A 21,394-nucleotide genomic window follows, 5' to 3' on the forward strand; every position below is an offset into this window, starting at 1 on the left:
AAGTCACATAGTACATGTGTTTTACTACTAATTATCACAATTAATTTTATTCTGAAAATTTTATCAAAAAAAGTCATTAAAACACAAAAACGTTCATTTTGTGTTCATATTGATGACGTATAGTTATATCATCAAATGAATGGTAATTTCGATACCCCATTCGAATTACCCCCATCATTGATTACAGGGAACTATATTGATACTGAACCCTCCCTGTTCAGCCAATATAGGTGATCAAGATTTCATTTGATTAACACTAACACTCCCCTTACAAGAAAAACAGGAATCCCTCCCCGGATTCCTGTTTTTCTTTATATTTAAATGATTTTAGACATTTATTTTCGAGTGTTTATTCTATTCCCTATCCGGGGATTGTTCACAGCATCCGGCATAAATATTGACAAAGTCTTTACAGGTCTTTATTTGCCAGAGGCGATGTAAATATAGTAAAATGTTACTATTAAATTTATAAATTTCTATATAGTATAGGATTTATAAATTTTCTAATCAGTTGTACCAAGCTTCAAGGAGGTTCACCATGGCCCTTATTAATGAAAATTATGCCAATCTACAAAGTTCCTATTTATTTGCTAACATTGCTCGCAAGGTGGCAGAATTTCAGAAAAACAATCCTGATGCCGACATCATTCGTCTGGGCATCGGCGATGTAACCAGACCGCTCGCTCCGGCAGTTATCGAAGCTATGCACAAAGCGGTTGATGAAATGGGCCATGAAGAAACATTCCGCGGTTACGGTCCGGAACAGGGTTACGAATTCTTGCGTCAAGCCGTTGTCGATCACGATTATAAACCACTCGGAATCAACCTCGATATTGACGAAGTTTTCATCTCCGACGGTGCCAAATCCGATGTGGGCAACATCCAGGAACTCTTCAGTGCCAACAATGTTGTGGCTATCACCGACCCGGTGTATCCGGTGTATCTCGACAGTAATGTCATGGGTGGCCGCTCCGGTAAGTTTAAAGGCGATCGTTTTGAAAACATCGTTTACCTGCCGACCAATGCGGAAAATAACTTTTCCCCGGAATTCCCGGACCGCCATGTAGACATCGTCTACCTCTGCTGCCCGAATAATCCGACCGGTACCGTTTTGAGCCGCAAACGCCTTAAAGAATGGGTTGACTGGTGTAAAGCCAATGATACGGTGCTCATGTTTGACTCCGCCTACGAAGCCTTCATCAGCAGTGAGGACACGGTTCACAGCATTTACGAAATCGAAGGGGCTCGCGAAGTAGCCATTGAATTCCGTTCCTTCTCCAAAACAGCTGGCTTCACCGGCACACGCTGTGCCTATACAGTGGTTCCGAAGGAATTAACGGTCAATACGGCAGACGGTCAAAAGCAGGCCTTAAATCCTATGTGGAATCGTCGTCAATGCACTAAATTCAACGGTGTTCCTTATATTATTCAGCGTGCCGCCGAAGCCGTTTATTCGGAAGAAGGCCATCGTCAAACCCGCGAAGCCATCGCGTACTACAAAGAAAACGCCCGCATCATTCGCGAAGGCCTTACTGCCATCGGACTCACCGTATTCGGCGGTGTTGATGCGCCTTACATTTGGCTTAAAGTTCCGGCCGGCATGACAAGCTGGGAATTTTTCGACCTTTTATTGGAAAAAGTACATATCGTAAGCACCCCGGGTGCCGGTTTCGGCCCTTGCGGCGAAGGATACTTACGTCTCACCTCCTTCGGCAGTCGTGAAAACACATTGCGTGCTATTGAGCGAATTAAAACATTACAATTTTAAGCGAGGTATACATGTTTACAGTAGTAAAAAAACTAGAAATCAGTGCCTCTCATCAGCTAAAATTGACCTACAAGAGTAAGTGTCAAAACCTACACGGTCATAACTGGATTGTGCATATTCATGCACGCGCCGCCGAGCTTGATGAGAACGGTATGGTCATTGACTTCGGTCATATCAAAGAAGCTATTCACGGCCAACTCGACCACAAACACGTGAACGATGTTATGGGCGACATTAATCCTACCGCCGAAAATATGGCGAAATGGATTGCCGATCAGTTGGGCGAAAAATGCTTCAAAGTCGTTGTTCAGGAATCGGAAGGGAATGTAGCCATCTATGAACGTGATTGAGCGTTTCAGCTCCATCGAAGGTGAAGGTACCCGCCAAGGGTCCCTTTGCTCCTTTCTAAGACTCTACGACTGCAACTTACGTTGTGTTTATTGCGATACAACATACAGTTACGGCGACGAAGTAGACTACGAAGTACAATCCGTTGAAGACGTAGCGGATGCTCTGTGCCAAATGGGGAACCGCTACATTACCATTACCGGCGGTAAACCTTTGCTTCAAGCTAAAGAAGTGGAAGAACTCATCGATGTATTGAGCCGTGAAACAACGCCGTTTGGTCCCTATGAGTTCAACATCGAAACGAACGGCAGCATTATTGCTCCGTTTCAGCGAGATAATGTATTCTACACTTACGACTACAAATGTCCCGATTCAAGTGCCGAAGAATCTATGCATCCGCAGTTGTGCGAAGCCTTAACAGACAAGGATGTTCTTAAATTCGTAGTCAGCTCTTACGCCGATTTACAACGCATGAAAGAAATCGTGCTCACTAAAAAGCCGAAAGGCCATATCTTCGTATCCCCCGTTTTCGGCAAAATCAATCCGCAAGAAATTGTGGATTACCTACTAAAAAATAATCTGCAACAGATTCGCTTACAGTTACAAATCCACAAGTTCATTTGGGATCCCGACGCTAAGGGCGTTTAAAACTAAAAATTTTAGACAGCAATGGCTTAATTGCTAGGCAATTTAATCCTAAAAGAGTTAATAAAATTTGCAACTATTATTTACAAAATCTTGACAAGTGCCTTCTACTAATGATATGATATTTTAGTAATTAGATATGGAGGATTACTCAAGAGGCTGAAGAGGACGGTTTGCTAAATCGTTAGGGCGGGTTACCGTCGCTAGGGTTCGAATCCCTAATCCTCCGCCAGTTAGATTACACCCCTACAAACCTAGGTTTGTAGGGCTTTTTTATTTAAAACAATCATAGTAAAAACTTTAGCCAAAGAGCTAAATATGATATACTAATATAAGGAATTTTCCACTTACAGTTTACGGGCCTTTAAGAATAACGACTGTGCAGTTTTTTGCTGCCATCGTTATCCTTTTTTTCATATAAGGAGCTATTATGTATCTCATCGTCGATAATCATGATTCATTTACCTATAACCTGGCCAACTTGGTGGCCGAAACGGGACGCAAAGTCGAGGTGCGCCCCTGCGACGCCATTACGGTAGATGAAATTACTACTATGAAACCTACCAGCATCATCATCTCGCCCGGTCCCAAGGGCCCTGCCGATGCCACAGAATCACTGGCTATTGTGCGTGAATTTAAAAATACAATGCCTATTCTCGGCGTCTGTCTCGGCATGCAAATCCTGGCCCATAACGCCGGTGCTGCCGTGATACGCGGTGAAAAGCCGATGCACGGCAAGATTACGGCCATTCATCATGAAGGAACCGGCTTATTCAAAGGTCTGCCAACAACATTTGACGTGACCCGCTATCATTCACTGGTTGTCCAAAAAATCACCTTGCCGCCCGTTTATCACGTAGATGCAGTCAGCGATGACGGTGCCGTTATGGCCATGTCTCACCAAACACTACCACTCTTCGGACTTCAGTTTCACCCCGAAGCCTTATTGTCCGAGTACGGCTCCGAGTTAATTCAAGCCTTTTGCCGTCGTGCCGAAGAAGGAGGTCGTGTCCATGCCTGAAGCCATGATAAAAAACGTCACTGAAACAATGACGGAATCTATTAGTGGCGCCATGATTAAAACAAAGCCTGAAGCCTGTATTCGCCGTTCAACTTTGCCCTATAGAACCGGTGAAATTTTCACCCTCTTTGCGGAAGAAAAAAATGCAGCCTTTCTCGACTCCTCTTTGGAAAACAACCTCGGCCAATATTCTATCATCGGTCTCGTACCTTATCACGAGGTCAGTGTTGAAAAAGGGCGTCTTTATGTGGACGGCAAAGCCCATCCGGGAAGCGCCGAAGAGTATCTTAACACCTACTTTCAAAATCATTACCGTAAAAACAATACCAACCTACCTTTGACAGACGGAGCCATCGGCTATGTTACCTATGATTACGGCATGGAAAAAATGGACCTTACCTCACGTCACAAAACGAAGATCACCATGGCCGATATGAAATGGGTCTTTTACGATTTTTTCATCATCGAAGACTTAAAAGATCACTCCCTTTGGTTCATCGCTAACGGCCACACTGAACCGGCGTCCGTTCTTTTGAAAAAGATGGAGGACCTTATAGCCCGGAAAATGGCCAACCTTACAGTGTTGCCATTGACCGCATCCTATCCGCTGGCGATTCATCCGGACAGCACACCGGATAAATATGCCCGGTCCCTTCATAAATTGATAGACTACCTTATAGCTGGTGACGTTTGTGTTACTAATTTTACCGGTACGTTGACCGTCGATTGTCAGTGCCCGCCTTACACCTTCTTCAGCCGTTTGCGCCGAGATAATCCGTCGCCTTTCGGAGCTTACCTGCAATACGATTCCTATCAGATCATCAGTGCGTCCATGGAACGACTCCTCCGCATCGATGGCCGTCATATTGAAACACGGCCTATCAAAGGCACCCGCCGCCGCGGCAAAACGCCTACCGAAGATGCTGCCCTTCGCGCCGAATTAGGAGCATCCAAAAAAGACCGCAGCGAATTACTTATGATCGTCGACCTCGAACGCAATGATCTTAACAAAATCTGTGAACCCGGAAGTGTTTCCGTACCGACCCTCTTTTCAGTAGAAGACTACGCGTCAGTCTTCCATCTGGTTGCCAACGTGACCGGCACCCTTAGACCGGAACTTACTTCCATAGACGCACTGACCGCACTCTTCCCCGGCGGCTCCATTACAGGCGCGCAAAAAAGACGGGCCATGGAAATCATCGACGAGTTGGAATCGAGCCGGCGCCAACTTTATACCGGCACTATCGGTTACTTATCCCTCGACGGCAACTGCGACCTCAATATCGTCATCCGCACCGCTGTACATCAAAACGATACATACTATATCGGCGTCGGTGGTGGCATTACTGCCGAATCGGAGAAGAACTTTGAATATGAAGAGATTTGGCAAAAAGCAAAAGCCTTGCTCACTGCTTTGAAAGGAGAAACTTTTGATTATGAACCTTACCTTTGATGACGGCTATCAGTTTGGCCTTGGTGCCTTTGAAACCATAGCCCTCGTAAACGGCAAACCTATTTGGCTGGACGCCCACGAAACGCGCCTGCGCCACACCCTCGACTGGCTCGGCATCACGCTTCCTGACGATTGGAAGAGTCAACTACAAGCCTATCTGGAACAAAATGGGACCGGTATGGGCGTTGTCAAAATCTTAGTGTCCGCCAACAATCTAAGTTTTACATCAAGACCTAACCCCTACGATACTTTACCGTCTCGTCCGGGCTTTGTGTTGGCGCTTGCCGACATTCGCCGTAACGAATCATCCCCGTTTGTTTACCACAAGACCTTTAATTACGGCGATTCCATCTTAGCCAAACGACAGGCGGCTAAGGATGGTATCGATGAGCCGATTTTCTGCAATAGCCGTGGTATGCTAGCCGAAGGCGCCGTGAGCAATCTGTTCTTTATAAAAAAAGGGCAGCTGTATACGCCACCAGTTGAGGCCGGACTCTTACCTGGTATTGTCCGCGCATACCTCTGTCATCGCTATGATGTTATTGAAAAAGCCATTACACCCGATGAAATTAACAGTTTCGACGAGTGTTTTATTACGAATTCCCTCATGGGCATCATGCCGGTTCGTCAATTTGGATCTCATGCGTTTCCAGTTACAGCACAAACAATGACGGAAACCTTATCCCAAAATTACCTAAAAGATCGGTTTGAGTCTTTTCTCGGCTTAGATAAACCCCAAAAATAAGCCCCAGAAGCAAAAAACATCAAAACAAAAAGCGACTTTTCATAACGAAAAGTCGCTTTTTAACATGGCGGAGAGGGTGGGATTCGAACCCACGGCCCCTTGCGGAGTCACTGGTTTTCAAGACCAGCTCCTTAAACCACTCGGACACCTCTCCAAATTAAACTATTACTTTAATATATTACCTTGTTTCACCCAACAAATCAAGACCTTACGCTAATTTTTTGACGAAAGCACCATAAAACGCCTTAGTAATCCCTGCTCTTCTTCATCAAAGCTTCTTTTGTCTCCCCTGACTCAATACGCTATAATAAACATAATAGTCGCAACTAATGCGGCCGTAACTAACTTGCGATATTAATGCGCGTACAATTAAGATACATATAAAGGAGCACCATGAACTATTCAAATGCAAATGCAAATACAGATACAAATGCAAATATAAAAACAGAAGCATTAAAGCCAAACAACAAACGTAGCGGTAAGCGTACTGCCCTAACCGCTATTATGACAGTTACTTTAGCTGTATCAGCCACGGCGTATCCGCTCACCACCGCCCATGCCGCCGATCCGATTAGCGCCTATGTAGCCGCTAAAATTATTCCTACGTTCTCGTTGCCGTCACTCAACCCCATTAAAGCGGCCGGCAAGCTCTTAGGTCTCGTCAGTGATTCCGATGACGCCGTGAAAAAGGGCAAGAAAGTAGATAAAAACTACAAATTTAAAGCAACGCAAACGGTCAACGGATCAAAAACTTTTAAAAAGTCACTTACAAATAATCAGAATAACCAAAATGTAATTCTTGTCCAAAAGACAGGCCATGCAAAGTTAAAGAAAGCGGAGCTCATCAAAACCGGCAATAGCGACAGTGAAGGTCTCAGCCTTTGGCGCGGTCAAAATGCGGCGCTCCTCGTGGCCCCTTACAGCGAAGCTAAAATTGAAAACAGCACTATAAACACTAGCGGTGATGGCGCTTCCGGTGTTGTAGGGAGCGGCAAAAAAGTTAAAATAACAGCCGACAATCTGACGATTCGCACAAATAACCGCGTGTCCCAAGGCATAGGCGCGGCCTATGGCGCAGACATCACCGTAAAACAAAGCAACATCAGCACTTACGGCTTCCAAAGTCCTGCCCTCGCAACGGCCACCAAGACTGAAAGTTCTTTAACGGCTAATGACGTAACCTTGCGTACCTATGGCCAAAGCAGTCCTCTCATCAGCTCAACCGGTACGATGAAATTAACTGCTATTAACGGTGAAGCAACGAATGGGACGCTTGGTCTATTAGAAGGCGACACAGAAGTAACCCTCACTAACTCACAGCTGAAGGGAGCCAACGGTTTTTACCTCTATCAAAGTGATTTAGGTACGGCTAATAAGGGCACAACCAAGCTCAACATCAACCAAAGCCGCCTCACCGAAACAGGCACGGCCCCGCTTTTCAATATTGCCGGCACGAAGGCGCAAATTAAATTACAAGGTACTGCTATCAATCAACCGAAGAATGCTGCCTTTTTACAAGTCGTGTCCGGTGCCGATTCCTTCAGCATGGCCCGCACATCCGACAGCAGCAGCCAAGCACGCTTGCAGGCTACTCAGCAAACTATTAACGGCGATATCCTGGCGGACCGCGGCAGCAAGGTAGAGCTTAAGCTCTCGCAAAACTCCACCTTAACCGGTGCTATCAATCCAAATAACACGGCTAAACAAGCATCGTTAAGTCTCAGCAAGGACTCCGTTTGGAATGTAACCGCCGATTCCTATCTGACCGAACTTAACAATGACGACGCCACGAACAGCAACATCCATACTAACGGTCATACCGTTAAAATACTAAAATAAATATCACAGCCATTGTGTCACCGCATAAGTAAGAACATAGACTCCGGGTCAGTAGCCTAACTCACCGGAAATCCCCTTACCGTTAGATTTTAAGTCTACGGCTAAGGGGATTTTTCATGCCACAAAAGCGATATAACCGCCAAAACAAATAAACACCTTATCACTAAATATGATACAATAGAGCTATACAGTATATTGAAAAGGAACGATATATATGAAATTTAGCTCAACTTATTTAAGCCCTGTAAAATGGGCTTTTTTCAGCGCCTGCCTGCTATCCTTAATCCATGTAGTCAGTGCTCTCACTGTGCCGACCTTAACGGCCGGCATCATCAACGAAGGTGTTTTGCAGGGTGACTTGAACGCCATCAGCCGCCTCAGCATTGCGATGCTGGCCGCCTCGTTAGTGACAGTCATCGGTTCGCTCAGCGCGGTCTATCTGGCCGCTCATATTGCGTCGCGCGTCAGCCTCAGCATGCGTCAACAACTGGTACAGGCGCTGCAGGATTTTTCGCTGTCGGATTTTTCAAAATACGGCACCGGCACTTTGCTCATGCGGGCCACCCGCGACGTTGAAAAAATCCAATCCGTCCTCGCCGAAGGCATCAACATGATTCTTCCCATGCCGCTCATGATTATAGTCGGCCTGGGCCTCACGTTTTACAAAAGCTTCGAAATGGGCCTTGTCATTTTGAGTCTCATGGTCATCATGGTGGTGCTCATGATTATGATTCAAAAACGAGCGCTTCCCATCGTAATGGCGGTTCAGCAGCAACTGGATAAGCTCACCGATTTGGTGCGCGACCATATTATCGGCATGTCCGTTATTCGTGCTTTTAATCGCAGTGATGATGAAAAAGCCGCCGAAATTAACATGTTCTCCGATTTATCGGCTAAGGAAACAAAGTTAGCCCGCACTTACGCCATCGGTTTACCAAGTATCCTCATCATCTTCAACATGAGTACCGTGGTTATCCTCTGGCTCGGCGGTTACCAGATTGATTCGGGCCATCTCCAAATCGGTGATATTATGGCTATCATCGAATACGCCACCCTCATTTTGATGAATCTCATCATGGCTGTATTCGTGCTCCTCGACGTGCCGGAAGCGATTATTTGCTATCGCCGTATTCAAGAGTTATTGGTGCATGCTGAAAAAACTAATGAAACGCACGCTATTAAAACCAATAAAACTCGCATGGCTAAAACCGGCGAATCTCGCCTTACTAAAACCGATGAAACTCACGCTGCTAATACCGATGAAGATCCTGTTGTTAAAACCGAGGATACTTCGAAAGCTCCTTTATTGGAATTCCGTCATGTAACCTTCCGCTACGACGACGCGGAAGAAGCGGCGTTAAAAGATATTTCCTTCACCCTCAACGCCGGCGAAACGCTGGCTATCATGGGCGACATCGGCTCCGGCAAGAGTACCTTAGCCAAACTCATCTTAGGACTTTACCCTATCGAATCCGGCGATATCCTCTTCGACGGTCAGTCGATTTTTACCCAACCGATTGAGCACGTTCGCTCGCAAATCGGCTATGTGCCGCAAAAAGCGTATCTTTTCACCGGTACTATTGCCATGAATTTAGCATTTGGCAAAACGCAAACCATTAATACGAGTCATCCAGACCAAACAACTCAAACGTCGGTCGCTTTTGAAGAACTCGTAGCAGCCGCCAAACTAGCGGGTGCCCACGAATTCATCAGTCGTTTTGAAGACGGCTATGAACATGAATTGGCCCAAGGCGGTACCAACCTATCCGGCGGTCAACGCCAACGCCTTGCCATGGCGCGCGCCTTAGTTCGTAAACCGCGACTCTTAATTTTTGATGACAGCTTCTCCGCCTTGGACGGCATCACGGAACAGCAAGTTCGTAAAGCCGTAGCCAACGAGATTAGCACTCACAATAGCAACGTTAACAGCAATAGCACCAACAACAGCAATGACAATACCAATGTTAACAGTAATACGGATTCCAAGTCTACCGGTCGTGCTTTTATCTCCATTGAGCAGAAAGTCAGCGCAGCTCAAAAAGCGGATAAAATTCTCGTCATTAATCAAGGCGAATCGGTCGGTGTGGGAACTCATGACGAATTACTGGCTCATTGCCCGATTTACCAACAAATCGTAACATCTCAGGAGGTGGCACTATGAAACTGGTCAAACGCTTCCTCTATGACTCACGCGATCAATGGTGGCTCCTCGCATTTCTTACGATAGCTTTAATTCTGGCCGCCAGCTTTGAAATCATCGCACCGCGACTCTTAGGTTCCATCGTGGACGCCATCGTCCAAGGGCTTCAAGAACAGCGAGAAATCAATGCCCTTTTGGATGGCACGGTCGATACCGTGCTCTGGCTGATTATTTTTTACAGCTGCCATGCTTTATTTACCTACGCCAGTGAATTTATCATCGCCGGTGCGGCGCAACACATGGTATTAGCTTTGCGCAGCCGCGTAAGTCATCAGATTCACAACTTGCCGATGTCATACTTCAACCAACACAATCGTGGCGATATGTTGAGTCGCCTCACCAGTGATTTAGACTCCGTCGGCGAAACGCTCCGTGAAGGCATTCCGGGCCTCATTTCATCGTTCATCGGCATAGTCGGTGCCGTCGCCATGATGATTTGGATTAGCCCGCTCCTGGCTGCAATTATTCTCGGCGTTATCCTGGTTGGTGTTTTCGGCTTAACGTTAACCGCCAAGAAGGCCCGCACCATCTACCTTCGTAATCAGCAGGCTCTCGGTGCCGTCAACGGCGGCATCGAAGAGTTAATCTCCGGCAAGCAAATTGTGCAAGCGTTCGGTCTTGAAAAAGTCACTACCGACCACCTTACCAATTTGAATACACAGCTTTTCACGCGTGAACGACAATCGGGCTTCATGGGGCAACTCATTATGCCGCTCGTTAACTTTATCAATCAAATCGGGTATGTGTTAGTCGCTATTCAGGGTGGTCTCCTCGTATTGCGCGGCCAAATCACCATCGGTGATATTCAGGCCTTCTTCCTATATGTAACGCAGGTATCCGACCCGATTTCCCGAAGCTCTTACATTTTGACAAAATTCCAGGAAACACACGCCGCTTTAGGCCGCATTTATGAGATTCTGGACTATCCGATGGAAGATGATTCCGGCACATTGACGATTCCGCCTAATGTGGCCGCATCAAGCGGGAAAACTGATTCAGCCGGCATAATGAATACGAATACCAATAGCGACCAAAACCTCTTGGCTACCGGTGAAAATGCCATCGAATTCAAGCATGTAGACTTCGGCTATAGTGCGGATAAACCGCTCATACAGGACGTAAGTTTCGAAATTCCGAGCGGCCACGTTGTAGCTATCGTCGGTCCTACAGGCGCCGGCAAAACCACGATTATTAATCTGCTCATGCGTTTTTACGAAATCTCCGGCGGTATCATTACGATTCACGGTACCGATATCCGCAAACTGAGCCGTGAAGCCTTACATCGCCAAATCGGCATGGTATTGCAGGATACATGGATTTTTACGGGTACGATTGCTGAAAACATCGCTTATGGCAAGCCGGAAGCGACGCGCGAAGAAATTATCAAAGTGGCCAAGCTGGCCATGGCTGACCACTTCATTCGTACCTTGCCACACGGCTATGATACGATGCTGAAAAACGGCGCCGATGACCTCTCGCAAGGGCAACGCCAATTATTGACGATTGCCCGTGCCTTCTTAGTCAACCCAAGTATTTTGGTACTCGACGAAGCCACTGCCAATGTAGATACGCGTACGGAAGTGGAAGTGCAAAAAGCGATGAATCAACTCTTAAAAGGCCGTACCGGCATTGTAATTGCCCATCGATTATCCACCATCCGTGACGCCGATTTATTGCTCGTTGTGAATAACGGTCAAATCGTTGAACAGGGTACCCACCAAGAACTCCTGGCTAAGGGTGGTTATTATACGGAATTGTATGAAAACTACGCCAAAGGGATGACGGTGTAAACATGCATTCTAAATGCAATTGAATAAAAGATTCTATATACGGACAAGGCCTTATCGGCGGTAAGACATATAGACTTATAAAGTAAAACGGGATTGTTCCAAGGTTATTACCTGGGAACAATCCCGTTTTTACTTAATTAAAGAGGCGCCAATTTAACTATCTCACACAGCTGCCATATTAGAAACTGATAACGCCGGTTTAGATTTAACTATTTATTAGCCAACTGGCGCATAATTTCCTGTACTTGTGTACGTAATTCCGCATTTTCCTGAGCCTGTTGTTGAACCTGAGCTCGTAATTCTTCAATCGTAGAATTTTGGTTTGCTAATTGCTTTGACTGTTCAGATACAACTTCAGCTAAGGCAGATTTCGAGTAATTCGAATACTCATTGCTGCTACCGAACTTAACACTGACGCCGGCGTTAAACATGTTTTCACCACCGCCCATACTGGTGCCGATGGAGAATAACAAGTCATTCGTTGGACGATAGAACGCACCGATAGCTACGGCATTAGCCGATTTGTAGTTACCGTAACTGGCAGCAAAATCCCATTTAGCAGTCGGATCATAATCTTGCGGATGCAAAGCGGCTAACGCGGCGGCACCGGCACCGACACGATTAATGCGTGAATCCAACTTGTTAACCTGGCTGTTCAAGTTAATAACATTGCTATTAATATTGGCGATACTATCCGTGTTTGTTTTAACCTGGCTATCTAAAACGGATAAGTTTTCAGCAGCAGAATTGGCCTGTTTGATGTAGGCACCATCTTTAGCAACCCGTGTTTCATTATATACCGTATCACCAGTAACAATACCCATATTACCGGATTCAATCTTACCATCGGTTACAACGCTGAGTGAGTATTCTGTACCGCCAACATCATTGGCTTTAGTGGTGAAGTCAATATGCCCGCCTTCGGCTTTCGCAATGGTATTCTTCGTATCAATAGCAGAACCGATTTGATCTAACTCAACACTACCGGATACCTTATTACCAGCTGTATCTTCGATTTCTAGTTTCAACTTATTGCCGTCAAGGCTGAGGGCGCGGTCAGAATCCTTAAGTGTCGTATCTTTAGCGGTAATCTTGTAACTATTTTCAGTAGATCCTTTTGCAACAGTAATATTGTCGCCCGCTTCAATAATCGTCTTACCTTCCTTCACAGCATCTGAAATAGACTGTTGAACTTGTTTAAGTTGAGCCACGTTAACGGCATCCGTATCAGCAGAGCCGGCTGCTACATTGGTAATCTGACGAGTCGCTTGTCCGGTAATACCATTACCATAATCGATGGTTCCACCAATTGATACAGCCCCAAGAACAGATTTCCAAGCAGCTGCATTACTTGTAGAGTCTTTTTTCGTCAATGGATCATAACCGAAGACACTACCTACTCTATCAGCTACGCTAAATGAACCTAAGGCAACGCTGTGATTAGCTTTTGCCGTAGCACCATAACCACCAATAGCCACAGATTGAGAAGCCTCAGCCGTTGCAAAAGCACCTACGGCCAAAGAATAGGCTGCCTTAGCTTGGGCAACATTACCAAATGCCGTGGCACGCTCGCCGGTAGCAATACTGTAACTGCCCACTGCCGTCGCACTCTTACCCGTAACTTCACTATAACTACCTATAGCCGTAGCCCAACCGCCATCAACAGTTGTAGCTGTGCCCATAGCAATGGAACTCTCACCCTTAACAGTAGTCGTTTTTTCTTCATCACGATTATTATTGCCAATCGCAATAGCCCAATCGCCATCAACCTTAGCAGAATTACCCACCGCTAAGCCCATTTCACCTTTTACCGTCAAATAGTTGCCTAAAGCCACGCGCAACTGACCGCCTTCCAGCATACTGCCTTGAATCTTATTCCCATGACCAAAGGAGGTGCCTAGTGTCTGCACTTCAGAGCTGGTACCAACGGCAATACTGCCACCACTTACCGTATTCAATAAACCTACCGCAACGTTCTGATCGGATCCATAGTCATTCTTGGTATACGTCCAACTATTACCATTTTGAACTGCCGTATAACCAACTAAGTTGCCTACCCCGAGAACAGTATTCTGCTCACCAAATACTTTAGTCGTTTTATAATCGCCATTTTCGTAATCTGTAGCAAAAACAGCGTTATGTGTGCCGTCAACATCAATATTCTGACCTACAACAATACTGCTATTAAAAATATTTTTATCTCCTACAACACTAACACCATTGCCTAAAACAACACTGTTATTACCACTCGACTTGGAAGAAATTCCGATAACGATACTATCTGTACCGCTAGCTCCGTCGTTTAAGTAATTGGTGCCGGCCCCTGTTTGAGAACTCTTCGTCGAGAAATAATGAACAGAATTAGCATCAAGCTGTGTCTGAACTTTCTTCAACTGAGCTACATTGACCGCATCCGTATCAGCAAAACCGGCAGCTACGTTAGTAATTTGACGAGTATAACTACTCGTACCGCCACCGACGGATACGGCTGCCCGAGTGGCCTTCCAAGTACTTGTCGTGTCCGTTGAACCACCTTTCGTGGTTGGATCATAACCGGCTATACCGGCTGCAGTATCAGCTACCGAATCAGCTCCCAAGGCAACGCCTTTTGCTTCGGAAGCCTTCGTATTGGTACCGATAGCTGTTGCATTCTCCCCTGTTACCACACTTTTATACCCTAGGGCAAGGGCATTTTCAGCTGTAGCTTGAGCTAGAGAGCCGATAGCTATCGCATTTTTCCCGCTAACTATCGTTCTGTTCCATCCAATTGGATCGTTAGCGCCAATACCAATACCACCCCAGGCATTCACATTGACGCCATTACCGATAGCCACGGCTTTGTCACCTTTAGCCGTTATATAGTTACCTACAGCAACGCGCCAGTCTCCACCGGTATACCGATCTCCTAAAATATTATTTCCATGACCAATAGACGTGCCTAACGCTTGTACCACAGAATTGGTACCGATGACAACGCTGCCGCCACTCACGGTATTCGTTAACCCGACCGCCACATTCTGATCACTGCCGGAGTTATTCTTTGTATAATCCCAACTATTGCCATTTCGTACTGCCGTATAACCGACTAAGTTGCCCACACCGAGAACGGTATTCTGCTCACCGTATACTTTAGTCAATTTATTGTCACCGTTATTGTAGTCAGTTGCAAACACAGCATTATGGGTACCGTCCACTTCGATACTATGACCGACAACGATGCTATTGTTTCTGCCATTTTTAACGCCCGTAACGGTCGTGTTATTCCCTAAAACAACACTGTTATTACCGTCTGACTTGGAAGAAATACCGATAACAATGCTGTCTTTACCGGTAGCACCATCATTTGCGTAGTTCGTGCCGGCAGAAGTTTGAGCGCTCTTCGTTGAGAAATAGTGAATGGAATTTTCATCAACCTTCGTCGCAATACTCTTTAATTGAGCCACGTTAACCGCGTCTGTATCTTCTGTCCCAGCCGCTACGTTAGTAATCTGACGAGTTAGACCTGTTTCACTATCACCGACGGAAACAGCCGCCGCACCGGACTGCCAAGCGGACGTAATCCGAGTTTTTTCCGATACAGCTGCCGTAAGCTTTATTGGCATCATTCATGGCTGTTTCGGACGTATTCATAGCCTCTCTCGCCCCATCATTTGCAGTCTTAGCCGCATCCATCTGCTCTTTAATTTTTCGTCCTTGATCCGAATCATGGTCAATGCTGTTATAAGCATGTACAGCTTGAACATAATCAGCATTCTTAGCCAGATAATCGGAAACCTTAGTTTCATAATCAGCTTTTGCTGTCGAAAGAGCTGTTTCCAAATCAGGTATACTGTTATTTAGCTCAGCTAATCTATCCGCCTTGCCAACATAGGCAACAATAGCCGCTTCATTTTCAAAAACTTTGCCAGTAACCGGACTATACCCCAAAGCCCCTTTATCGACTGAAGCTACTGAATTACTGCCGATAGCCACGCCGCCATCATGCTGCACGTCTGTATTATAGCCAAGCATAACGGCGTTGCTGATATTTTCCGTATGTTCACGTATCGGTTTTTGCACCTTTACCGCATAGTGCAACGTATCTCCTACCCAATATTTATCAGGGGTTGTATGATCATAGCTCTGAGGAGTATAAGTCTGTTCTTCGTAGCCATCTTTAGTTCTCATCGCCCCAAGAATAACATTGTTATTACCTCCGGACAAGATATGATAATCACCAATAACAACATCTCTTGTAGCATCACTTAGCTTATTGCCGGTCCCCATAACAGACACGTTATTGACATTCGTTGCCTTATTTAGATAGCCGGTAACCATATTATAGTCACTGACTGCACTTTCCGTACCATTCAAAACGTTACCTGTCCCAAAGATGGCTGAACGTCTTGCATAATCCGATACGTTACCGTTCCCCATGGCAAACACGGAGCCACCGTTAAGAACAGCAAAATCACCCATGATTTCAGATAGATGATCTGTATAACCGAAATCATCAGGCGTATGGAAATAGACTTCGCCCCAACGACCGGAAAGGAATCCACCTTCAATTCCTTCGTTTACATTACCGAAAGCATTTGTTATACGGTTACCGGTACCGAAAACCATAGAAGTCAGTGAGGAATCAACCTTATTGAGCATCCCATAAGCACCTGTTGCAATAGAGCCGCCGGGCCCCTTTTCACTTTCGCTTTCATAACTAAGTTTATTATCGATACCATAAACAGAACCATAGATATTTGTATCTTTGACAGTTGAACGAACTCCCACGGCTGTACTTGTTATTCCCAAGTTCTGTGTTCTTTGACCTACTGCCGTACTACCATCGCCGGCTATGGTATGATAACCGACGACAACTACATTTCTATTTCCCTCACCGATAGTATTTTTTTCTTCCGGCGATAAAGAACCGATAATAACAGAATCTTTAATGTTATTACCTTTTTGATTATCACCGATAATAATACCTGCATTCGCACCTCTAATCGCATTATTATTACCGATAACCGTTAAAGCATCCCATTCATTACGATATGTATCATTACCGGTAAGGACATTACCGCGACCAATGGTTAAATCGGAAATATTAGGTTCACGACCTTCAGGGTGACCATAGTCGGTAACCGTACCAACATCTCGACCGATTATTTTATTATTATCACCGATAACATTTTGTTTACGACTGCCTCGTACTTCGTTGTTATTACCCAAAATACGAGTATCAACGCTGGCTTCATATCTTGTTCCACCCTGCCATGGGTAGCTCTTGGTGACCTTATTATCATTACCTACAATATTAACGCCATTGGTGTCTTCAACCGTATTAGTATCCCCAATAACATTGGCATCTTCACTGCCGGTCACCTTGTTTTCCGTCCCCACGACACGAGCCGTTTTGTCATCAGTTACGGTATTCGTCGTCCCCGTAGCGATACCACTGTCTACAACGATATTATCTGCCGCCAAAACTTGCCCGCCTAATAACAAACTCAATAATACGGCACTGCTCAAAGAAGCCTTAACCATACGTCGACGATTTTGATGTTTTGTTTCCATCCTAAAACTCCTCTCATACCCTATACCATATAACACTTTTACCATGTGATGAACTCAATTTATACCCCTTTTAAATTCATCAAATGTTCACTATAATTAAATGCTAGCACTTTTATCATGTAGGGTCAATGTGACTATCAGTTCACATTTATCACATTTACCAAAAATGCAATCAATATAACATAGTTTTCTTTGATAAAACAAGCTATGCCAGTTCATTTAACCCTTATACGCTCAACAAATTCATACTATAACTATCTCCCTACAATCATCAAATTTTTATGATAATCCATTGATAAAATTTTAGTAAGTATCTTATTTTCCAACAAAAAAAGAACCGTCCAAAGCAATTAAACTTGCCTTGTAACGGTTCCCATCTTAGATGTCATCAATATTCAATTGTAATTCACTAATGGCCGAGCATCTTACCACAACATGCCCGACGACCAAATCAACCGCAGTGCCAAAATCCCTACTCCTATAGAGAACACCATAAGTATACTGGTAGCTTTAAGACGTTTAGCAATGGCCGCACCAAGCTGAGCTCCAATGACAGCCCCGATACCGCAGGCAATGGCGATATTCCATTGAATATGGCCCAAGGAATAATGGGTGATTACACCTGTAATCGTGGATAAGAATAATATAAACTGGCTCGTTGCCGTTGCCACATGTGTCGGGAAACCCAAGATATACACGAGCGCCGCCACGTGAATAAGGCCGCCGCCGATGCCGAAAACACTGGAAATAAAGCCGACTACCACGCTGATTAAACAACCGATAGTTTTACTATAGGTCAACTCATGGAGCTGCAAAGACTCTTCCTTACGTTGCCCTTTAGTCCAGTTTTTATAGCCGATAAAGGTCGACATGCAGAGTAGGAACAAACCGAACCAGAATTTCAGCATGGATATGTCGAAGCCTTCCGACGCGACGGCGCCAAGGTAGGATCCGGGAATCGTAGCCAGCGTAAACCAGATTGCCGCACTGTAGAGTATTTTTTTCTGCTTAATAAACGCGGTCGAAGCGGACATAGCATTGAACATAACAATGGTGAGCGATGTACCGACTACCATGGCCGGCGACCAGTCGGTAAATAGGTATAAGAATACCGGCACGAAGATTAAGCCACCCCCGGCGCCTATGAGCGTCCCGAAGGCTCCTACGCCAATCCCAAGCACAATAAATCCCAAAAGCACACCCCACGACATACCTAATATTAATCCTGTTGCCCCATCCATAGCCGACTCAACCTCATTTCTCTTTTTCAAAACACCGATTTAAAATAGCGTAACTGCTCTTAATACTGCAAACTCGCCACGTATTTGATTATATCCATATTTTTATTCAGTATATCGCAAAATAAACAGAAACGCCATCACTTCCTGGTTATAGCTGTTCGTGATTCAGCTACAATCCCGCAAATGATGGCGTTTTTGTTTACGTAAGTTTGTGTAAGTGTGTGTAAATACGTATATAGTTAACTGATTGTTCGTGTCAATCAAGGAACTACCTTAAATCGGTATATTTAGTTGTTTTTGCCTATAAAACGGCGGATACGGCCGTTACGATAGGTGCAATTACGGTCGTCATAATTCCCATAAAAATCATAGCCAAAGAGGCAATGGCGCCCGTTTTAGGACCGTCTTCATACGCTTTGGCAGTGCCGGTACCATGAGCCGAAATGCCGTAAAGCATACCTTTTAACAAACGGTTATGAATATGAGCCCGTTTAATCATCATGGTGGTCATAATCATGCCGATAAGGCCGGTTGCAATTACGAGAATGGCCGTAATCGTAGGATCGCCGCCCATTGTATCAGACGCAGCTAAGGCTAGCGGCGTCGTTACGGAACGCGGTGCAATGCTGTGAACGAGTTCAGGGCTAAGTCCGATAAGTTCGGCGAGTCCCATAGAACCCAAGAACGCCACCGAACAACCCATGCCGATAACAACCAAGAGCGGAATAAAATATTCTTTTACTACGCCACGGAATTTATACAAAGGCACCGCAAAGGCCACGGTGGCCGGTTGCAACATCATCGTGATGTACTGACTGCCTTCCTGATATACATCGTACGGAATGTTCATAGTTACGAGAAATAAACCGATAACTACCGGCACGCCCAATAAAGGCGTAAAATAGAGTTTTTTGCCGGAACGTTCATACAATTTTTTAAAAAGAAAATACAAAACTACAGTGCCCACTAACGATTCGATGATATGAATACTAATCATCTGAAACGGTGAATAATTTACCATAATTTGTACCCCTTTCTACGTAATTTCATAACACTCAAGGTAATAACCGTAACGGAAATCAAGAGTGTTACAATACTCGTTACGATAACGCCCAAGAGCATAGCCCCCGTACTGCCGAATAATTGTGTATATTGAATAACCCCTATAGCGGACGGAATGAAGAACAGTAAGAGTTCCCCGATTAAAACGGCCGCCCCTTGTTCCACCCAGTTAAGCTTGATAATGCCTGAGCAGAGCAACAAAAATAACAAAATCATGCCCACCAAAGTCCCCGGTAATGGCAGGTGCAACCATTCTTTTAGGTAGCCCCCTAACACTCCTATAAAGGCGAGCAATAGAATCTGACCTACTACAATCGCCACACGTTTCATCCTCAAACGCCTCCTACATATCGACTAATTTTTATTTTGCAATATATTATGTCTTCATTCAATAAACGAATGTTGTATTTATTGTGTACTCGCATAGGGATTTTTCGATATCCCCGCTGTCATGACTTATTGTATCTCATTTTTTCTTAAAAAAATAATATTTTTTCCCTATACGGCCGTATTCTTTTTAGCTATAATAGATGTAGATTATATTGCAGGAGGATTATATGGACATTACCCATTTAAAATATTTTGTCGAAGTAGCTCGCCAGAAGAGTTTTACGAAGGCAGCCCAAACTTTACATGTAAGCCAGCCGTCGTTAAGTAAAGCGGTACGTCTGTTGGAAGGAGAATGGAACAAGCAATTATTCCGCCGTCGCGGGCATCGCATCGAGCTCACCAATGAAGCGTGCGCCGTATTGCCGCAGATTGAAGCCTTAGTGAGGCAATTTGAAGTGCTTGAACACCAGATGCACCACACGAATGATACGGAATCGGGCGAATTGAGCCTCGGTATCCCTCCGATGATCGGTTCTTCCTTCTTATCCCCGATTATTCGCGATTTCATGGCCGCCTATCCGCAAATTTCTTTAAAGGTAAGCGAACACGGTTCACCGCAAATCGCCCAGCTTGTACAGGACAATCAGTTGCAGGTAGGTTTCGTAACACTCCCCGTATCAGACTTTACCAATCCGGATACGCAGACCTATATTTTTAATCATCAACCATTATATTATGTGATGCAGCCCGATTCGCCGTTTGCCAATTACGAGTCCATTACACTCCACGAAATTCGTAAGGAGCCGCTCGTATTCTTCCATCCGTCTTTTTCCTTATACGATATTATTCTCGGTCGTTTCCAGGAAATCGGTGTAGTACCGCAAATCGTAGCGCAAAGCAACAACTGGGACTTCATTACGGAGCTTGTAAAAAGCGGTCTCGGCACGGCCATTTTACCGCAGACAATCTGCGAACGTCTTAATAAGGAGCAGTTAGTTTCGATTCCTATCGAGCCCCGCATCAATTGGGTGCTCGGCATGATTTGGAACGAACAATCCATGATTGTACCGGCCATTCGCCTGTGGGTTAACTACTTCCGCTCCCACGTAGTGGAGGAACGCCTGGTTCACGGCGAAGATCCGGGACCTGCACCTACTATTTTCGGCGATTCTAAATAATCACATAAAACAAGCCCCTTGCAGCAATCGCTGTAAGGGGCTATTTTCATTCACTATGCGAAACTATGCAGGTAATCAATTACTTTAATAGTTTCTCCAATGCACGTTGTCGTTTTTTGCATTTTTCTTTCACCGGTCGGCAATGGTTACCGCACACTTGACAACGACCTTTACTGTCGGTCAGCAAGGCTTTCTTTTCCGCCTTGGTCGTCTCGTGTAGG

At 45.1% G+C, this 21,394-nt stretch carries 15 protein-coding genes and 2 tRNA genes; 11 read left to right on the forward strand and 6 right to left on the reverse strand.

Annotation, left to right across the window (positions count from 1 at the left end):
• Nucleotides 1-538: 538 nt before the first annotated feature.
• From EO124_RS00405 to EO124_RS00435, 7 genes are all read left to right on the forward strand, one after another.
• Nucleotides 539-1,768, forward strand: a complete 1,230-nt coding sequence (locus EO124_RS00405) for an LL-diaminopimelate aminotransferase (RefSeq protein ID WP_127057839.1) — start codon at nucleotides 539-541, stop codon at nucleotides 1,766-1,768.
• Between the two features lie 11 nt (nucleotides 1,769-1,779).
• A complete protein-coding gene (gene queD / locus EO124_RS00410; protein WP_127057840.1) occupies nucleotides 1,780-2,118 on the forward strand; it encodes a 6-carboxytetrahydropterin synthase QueD in 339 nt (112 codons plus the stop codon).
• Nucleotides 2,105-2,764 carry a radical SAM protein gene (locus EO124_RS00415; RefSeq protein WP_127057841.1) on the forward strand — a complete coding sequence of 220 codons (660 nt, stop codon included), beginning with the start codon at nucleotides 2,105-2,107 and terminating at the stop codon, nucleotides 2,762-2,764. The genes queD and EO124_RS00415 overlap by 14 nt, the downstream gene beginning before the upstream one ends.
• A gap of 138 nt (nucleotides 2,765-2,902) precedes the next feature.
• Nucleotides 2,903-2,993 (forward strand) — tRNA-Ser (locus EO124_RS00420).
• Nucleotides 2,994-3,191: 198 nt separating this feature from the next.
• Nucleotides 3,192-3,782 carry an anthranilate synthase component II gene (locus EO124_RS00425; protein WP_127057842.1) on the forward strand — a complete coding sequence of 197 codons (591 nt, stop codon included), beginning with the start codon at nucleotides 3,192-3,194 and terminating at the stop codon, nucleotides 3,780-3,782.
• A 4-nt stretch (nucleotides 3,783-3,786) separates the two neighbouring features.
• The gene (locus EO124_RS00430; protein WP_127057843.1) at nucleotides 3,787-5,235 is read left to right on the forward strand and encodes an anthranilate synthase component I family protein; all 1,449 of its coding nucleotides are present in this window, start codon (nucleotides 3,787-3,789) and stop codon (nucleotides 5,233-5,235) included.
• A complete protein-coding gene (locus EO124_RS00435; protein ID WP_206512510.1) occupies nucleotides 5,219-5,980 on the forward strand; it encodes an aminotransferase class IV in 762 nt (253 codons plus the stop codon). The genes EO124_RS00430 and EO124_RS00435 overlap by 17 nt, the downstream gene beginning before the upstream one ends.
• Before the next feature lie 65 nt (nucleotides 5,981-6,045).
• Here EO124_RS00435 and EO124_RS00440 read toward each other — a convergent pair.
• Nucleotides 6,046-6,134, reverse strand: a tRNA-Ser gene (locus EO124_RS00440).
• Between the two features lie 239 nt (nucleotides 6,135-6,373).
• Between EO124_RS00440 and EO124_RS00445 the strand changes: the two genes are divergently transcribed.
• From EO124_RS00445 to EO124_RS00455, 3 genes are all read left to right on the forward strand, one after another.
• Nucleotides 6,374-7,819, forward strand: coding sequence for a hypothetical protein (locus EO124_RS00445; RefSeq protein ID WP_127057844.1), 1,446 nt, complete (start codon nucleotides 6,374-6,376; stop codon nucleotides 7,817-7,819).
• Nucleotides 7,820-8,033: 214 nt separating this feature from the next.
• Nucleotides 8,034-9,980 (forward strand): ABC transporter ATP-binding protein, encoded by a 1,947-nt coding sequence (locus tag EO124_RS00450; RefSeq protein ID WP_127057845.1) that lies wholly within the window; start codon nucleotides 8,034-8,036, stop codon nucleotides 9,978-9,980.
• Nucleotides 9,977-11,809 (forward strand): ABC transporter ATP-binding protein, encoded by a 1,833-nt coding sequence (locus tag EO124_RS00455; RefSeq protein ID WP_127057846.1) that lies wholly within the window; start codon nucleotides 9,977-9,979, stop codon nucleotides 11,807-11,809. The genes EO124_RS00450 and EO124_RS00455 overlap by 4 nt, the downstream gene beginning before the upstream one ends.
• A 209-nt stretch (nucleotides 11,810-12,018) precedes the next feature.
• Here EO124_RS00455 and EO124_RS00460 read toward each other — a convergent pair whose 3' ends face one another.
• From EO124_RS00460 to EO124_RS00480, 5 genes are all read right to left on the reverse strand, one after another.
• Nucleotides 12,019-15,414, reverse strand: a complete 3,396-nt coding sequence (locus EO124_RS00460; RefSeq protein ID WP_127057847.1) for a YadA-like family protein — start codon at nucleotides 15,412-15,414, stop codon at nucleotides 12,019-12,021.
• Nucleotides 15,323-17,362 carry a hypothetical protein gene (locus EO124_RS00465; RefSeq protein WP_127057848.1) on the reverse strand — a complete coding sequence of 680 codons (2,040 nt, stop codon included), beginning with the start codon at nucleotides 17,360-17,362 and terminating at the stop codon, nucleotides 15,323-15,325. The genes EO124_RS00460 and EO124_RS00465 overlap by 92 nt, the downstream gene beginning before the upstream one ends.
• 425 nt (nucleotides 17,363-17,787) lie before the next feature.
• Nucleotides 17,788-18,603 (reverse strand): sulfite exporter TauE/SafE family protein, encoded by an 816-nt coding sequence (locus EO124_RS00470; protein ID WP_127057849.1) that lies wholly within the window; start codon nucleotides 18,601-18,603, stop codon nucleotides 17,788-17,790.
• A gap of 301 nt (nucleotides 18,604-18,904) precedes the next feature.
• Complete coding sequence (locus EO124_RS00475; RefSeq protein WP_021842264.1) at nucleotides 18,905-19,624, reverse strand: LrgB family protein; 720 nt, start codon at nucleotides 19,622-19,624, stop codon at nucleotides 18,905-18,907.
• Nucleotides 19,618-19,995, reverse strand: coding sequence for a CidA/LrgA family protein (locus EO124_RS00480; protein ID WP_206512511.1), 378 nt, complete (start codon nucleotides 19,993-19,995; stop codon nucleotides 19,618-19,620). Before EO124_RS00480 ends, EO124_RS00475 begins: the two co-directional genes overlap by 7 nt.
• 227 nt (nucleotides 19,996-20,222) lie before the next feature.
• On the opposite strand from EO124_RS00480, the gene EO124_RS00485 reads away from it, so the two are divergent.
• Nucleotides 20,223-21,173 (forward strand): LysR family transcriptional regulator, encoded by a 951-nt coding sequence (locus EO124_RS00485; protein WP_127057851.1) that lies wholly within the window; start codon nucleotides 20,223-20,225, stop codon nucleotides 21,171-21,173.
• The last annotated feature ends 221 nt before the right edge of the window (nucleotides 21,174-21,394 follow it).

It is taken from the genome of Veillonella ratti (assembly GCF_003992115.1).
GTDB classification, from domain to species: Bacteria; Bacillota; Negativicutes; order Veillonellales; family Veillonellaceae; genus Veillonella_A; species Veillonella_A ratti.

What these genes read in the sequence shown, in the direction of transcription:
- EO124_RS00430 (WP_127057843.1), top strand. Translation starts at nt 3,787, where the DNA reads ATGATAAAAAACGTCACTGAAACAATGACGGAATCTATTAGTGGCGCC.
- EO124_RS00470 (WP_127057849.1), bottom strand. Translation starts at nt 18,603, where the DNA reads ATGGATGGGGCAACAGGATTAATATTAGGTATGTCGTGGGGTGTGCTT.
- EO124_RS00485 (WP_127057851.1), top strand. Translation starts at nt 20,223, where the DNA reads ATGGACATTACCCATTTAAAATATTTTGTCGAAGTAGCTCGCCAGAAG.
- EO124_RS00475 (WP_021842264.1), bottom strand. Translation starts at nt 19,624, where the DNA reads ATGGTAAATTATTCACCGTTTCAGATGATTAGTATTCATATCATCGAA.
- EO124_RS00445 (WP_127057844.1), top strand. Translation starts at nt 6,374, where the DNA reads ATGAACTATTCAAATGCAAATGCAAATACAGATACAAATGCAAATATA.
- EO124_RS00460 (WP_127057847.1), bottom strand. Translation starts at nt 15,414, where the DNA reads ATGATGCCAATAAAGCTTACGGCAGCTGTATCGGAAAAAACTCGGATT.
- EO124_RS00465 (WP_127057848.1), bottom strand. Translation starts at nt 17,362, where the DNA reads ATGGAAACAAAACATCAAAATCGTCGACGTATGGTTAAGGCTTCTTTG.
- EO124_RS00450 (WP_127057845.1), top strand. Translation starts at nt 8,034, where the DNA reads ATGAAATTTAGCTCAACTTATTTAAGCCCTGTAAAATGGGCTTTTTTC.
- EO124_RS00405 (WP_127057839.1), top strand. Translation starts at nt 539, where the DNA reads ATGGCCCTTATTAATGAAAATTATGCCAATCTACAAAGTTCCTATTTA.
- EO124_RS00480 (WP_206512511.1), bottom strand. Translation starts at nt 19,995, where the DNA reads ATGAAACGTGTGGCGATTGTAGTAGGTCAGATTCTATTGCTCGCCTTT.
- EO124_RS00415 (WP_127057841.1), top strand. Translation starts at nt 2,105, where the DNA reads ATGAACGTGATTGAGCGTTTCAGCTCCATCGAAGGTGAAGGTACCCGC.
- EO124_RS00455 (WP_127057846.1), top strand. Translation starts at nt 9,977, where the DNA reads ATGAAACTGGTCAAACGCTTCCTCTATGACTCACGCGATCAATGGTGG.
- EO124_RS00425 (WP_127057842.1), top strand. Translation starts at nt 3,192, where the DNA reads ATGTATCTCATCGTCGATAATCATGATTCATTTACCTATAACCTGGCC.
- queD (WP_127057840.1), top strand. Translation starts at nt 1,780, where the DNA reads ATGTTTACAGTAGTAAAAAAACTAGAAATCAGTGCCTCTCATCAGCTA.
- EO124_RS00435 (WP_206512510.1), top strand. Translation starts at nt 5,219, where the DNA reads ATGAACCTTACCTTTGATGACGGCTATCAGTTTGGCCTTGGTGCCTTT.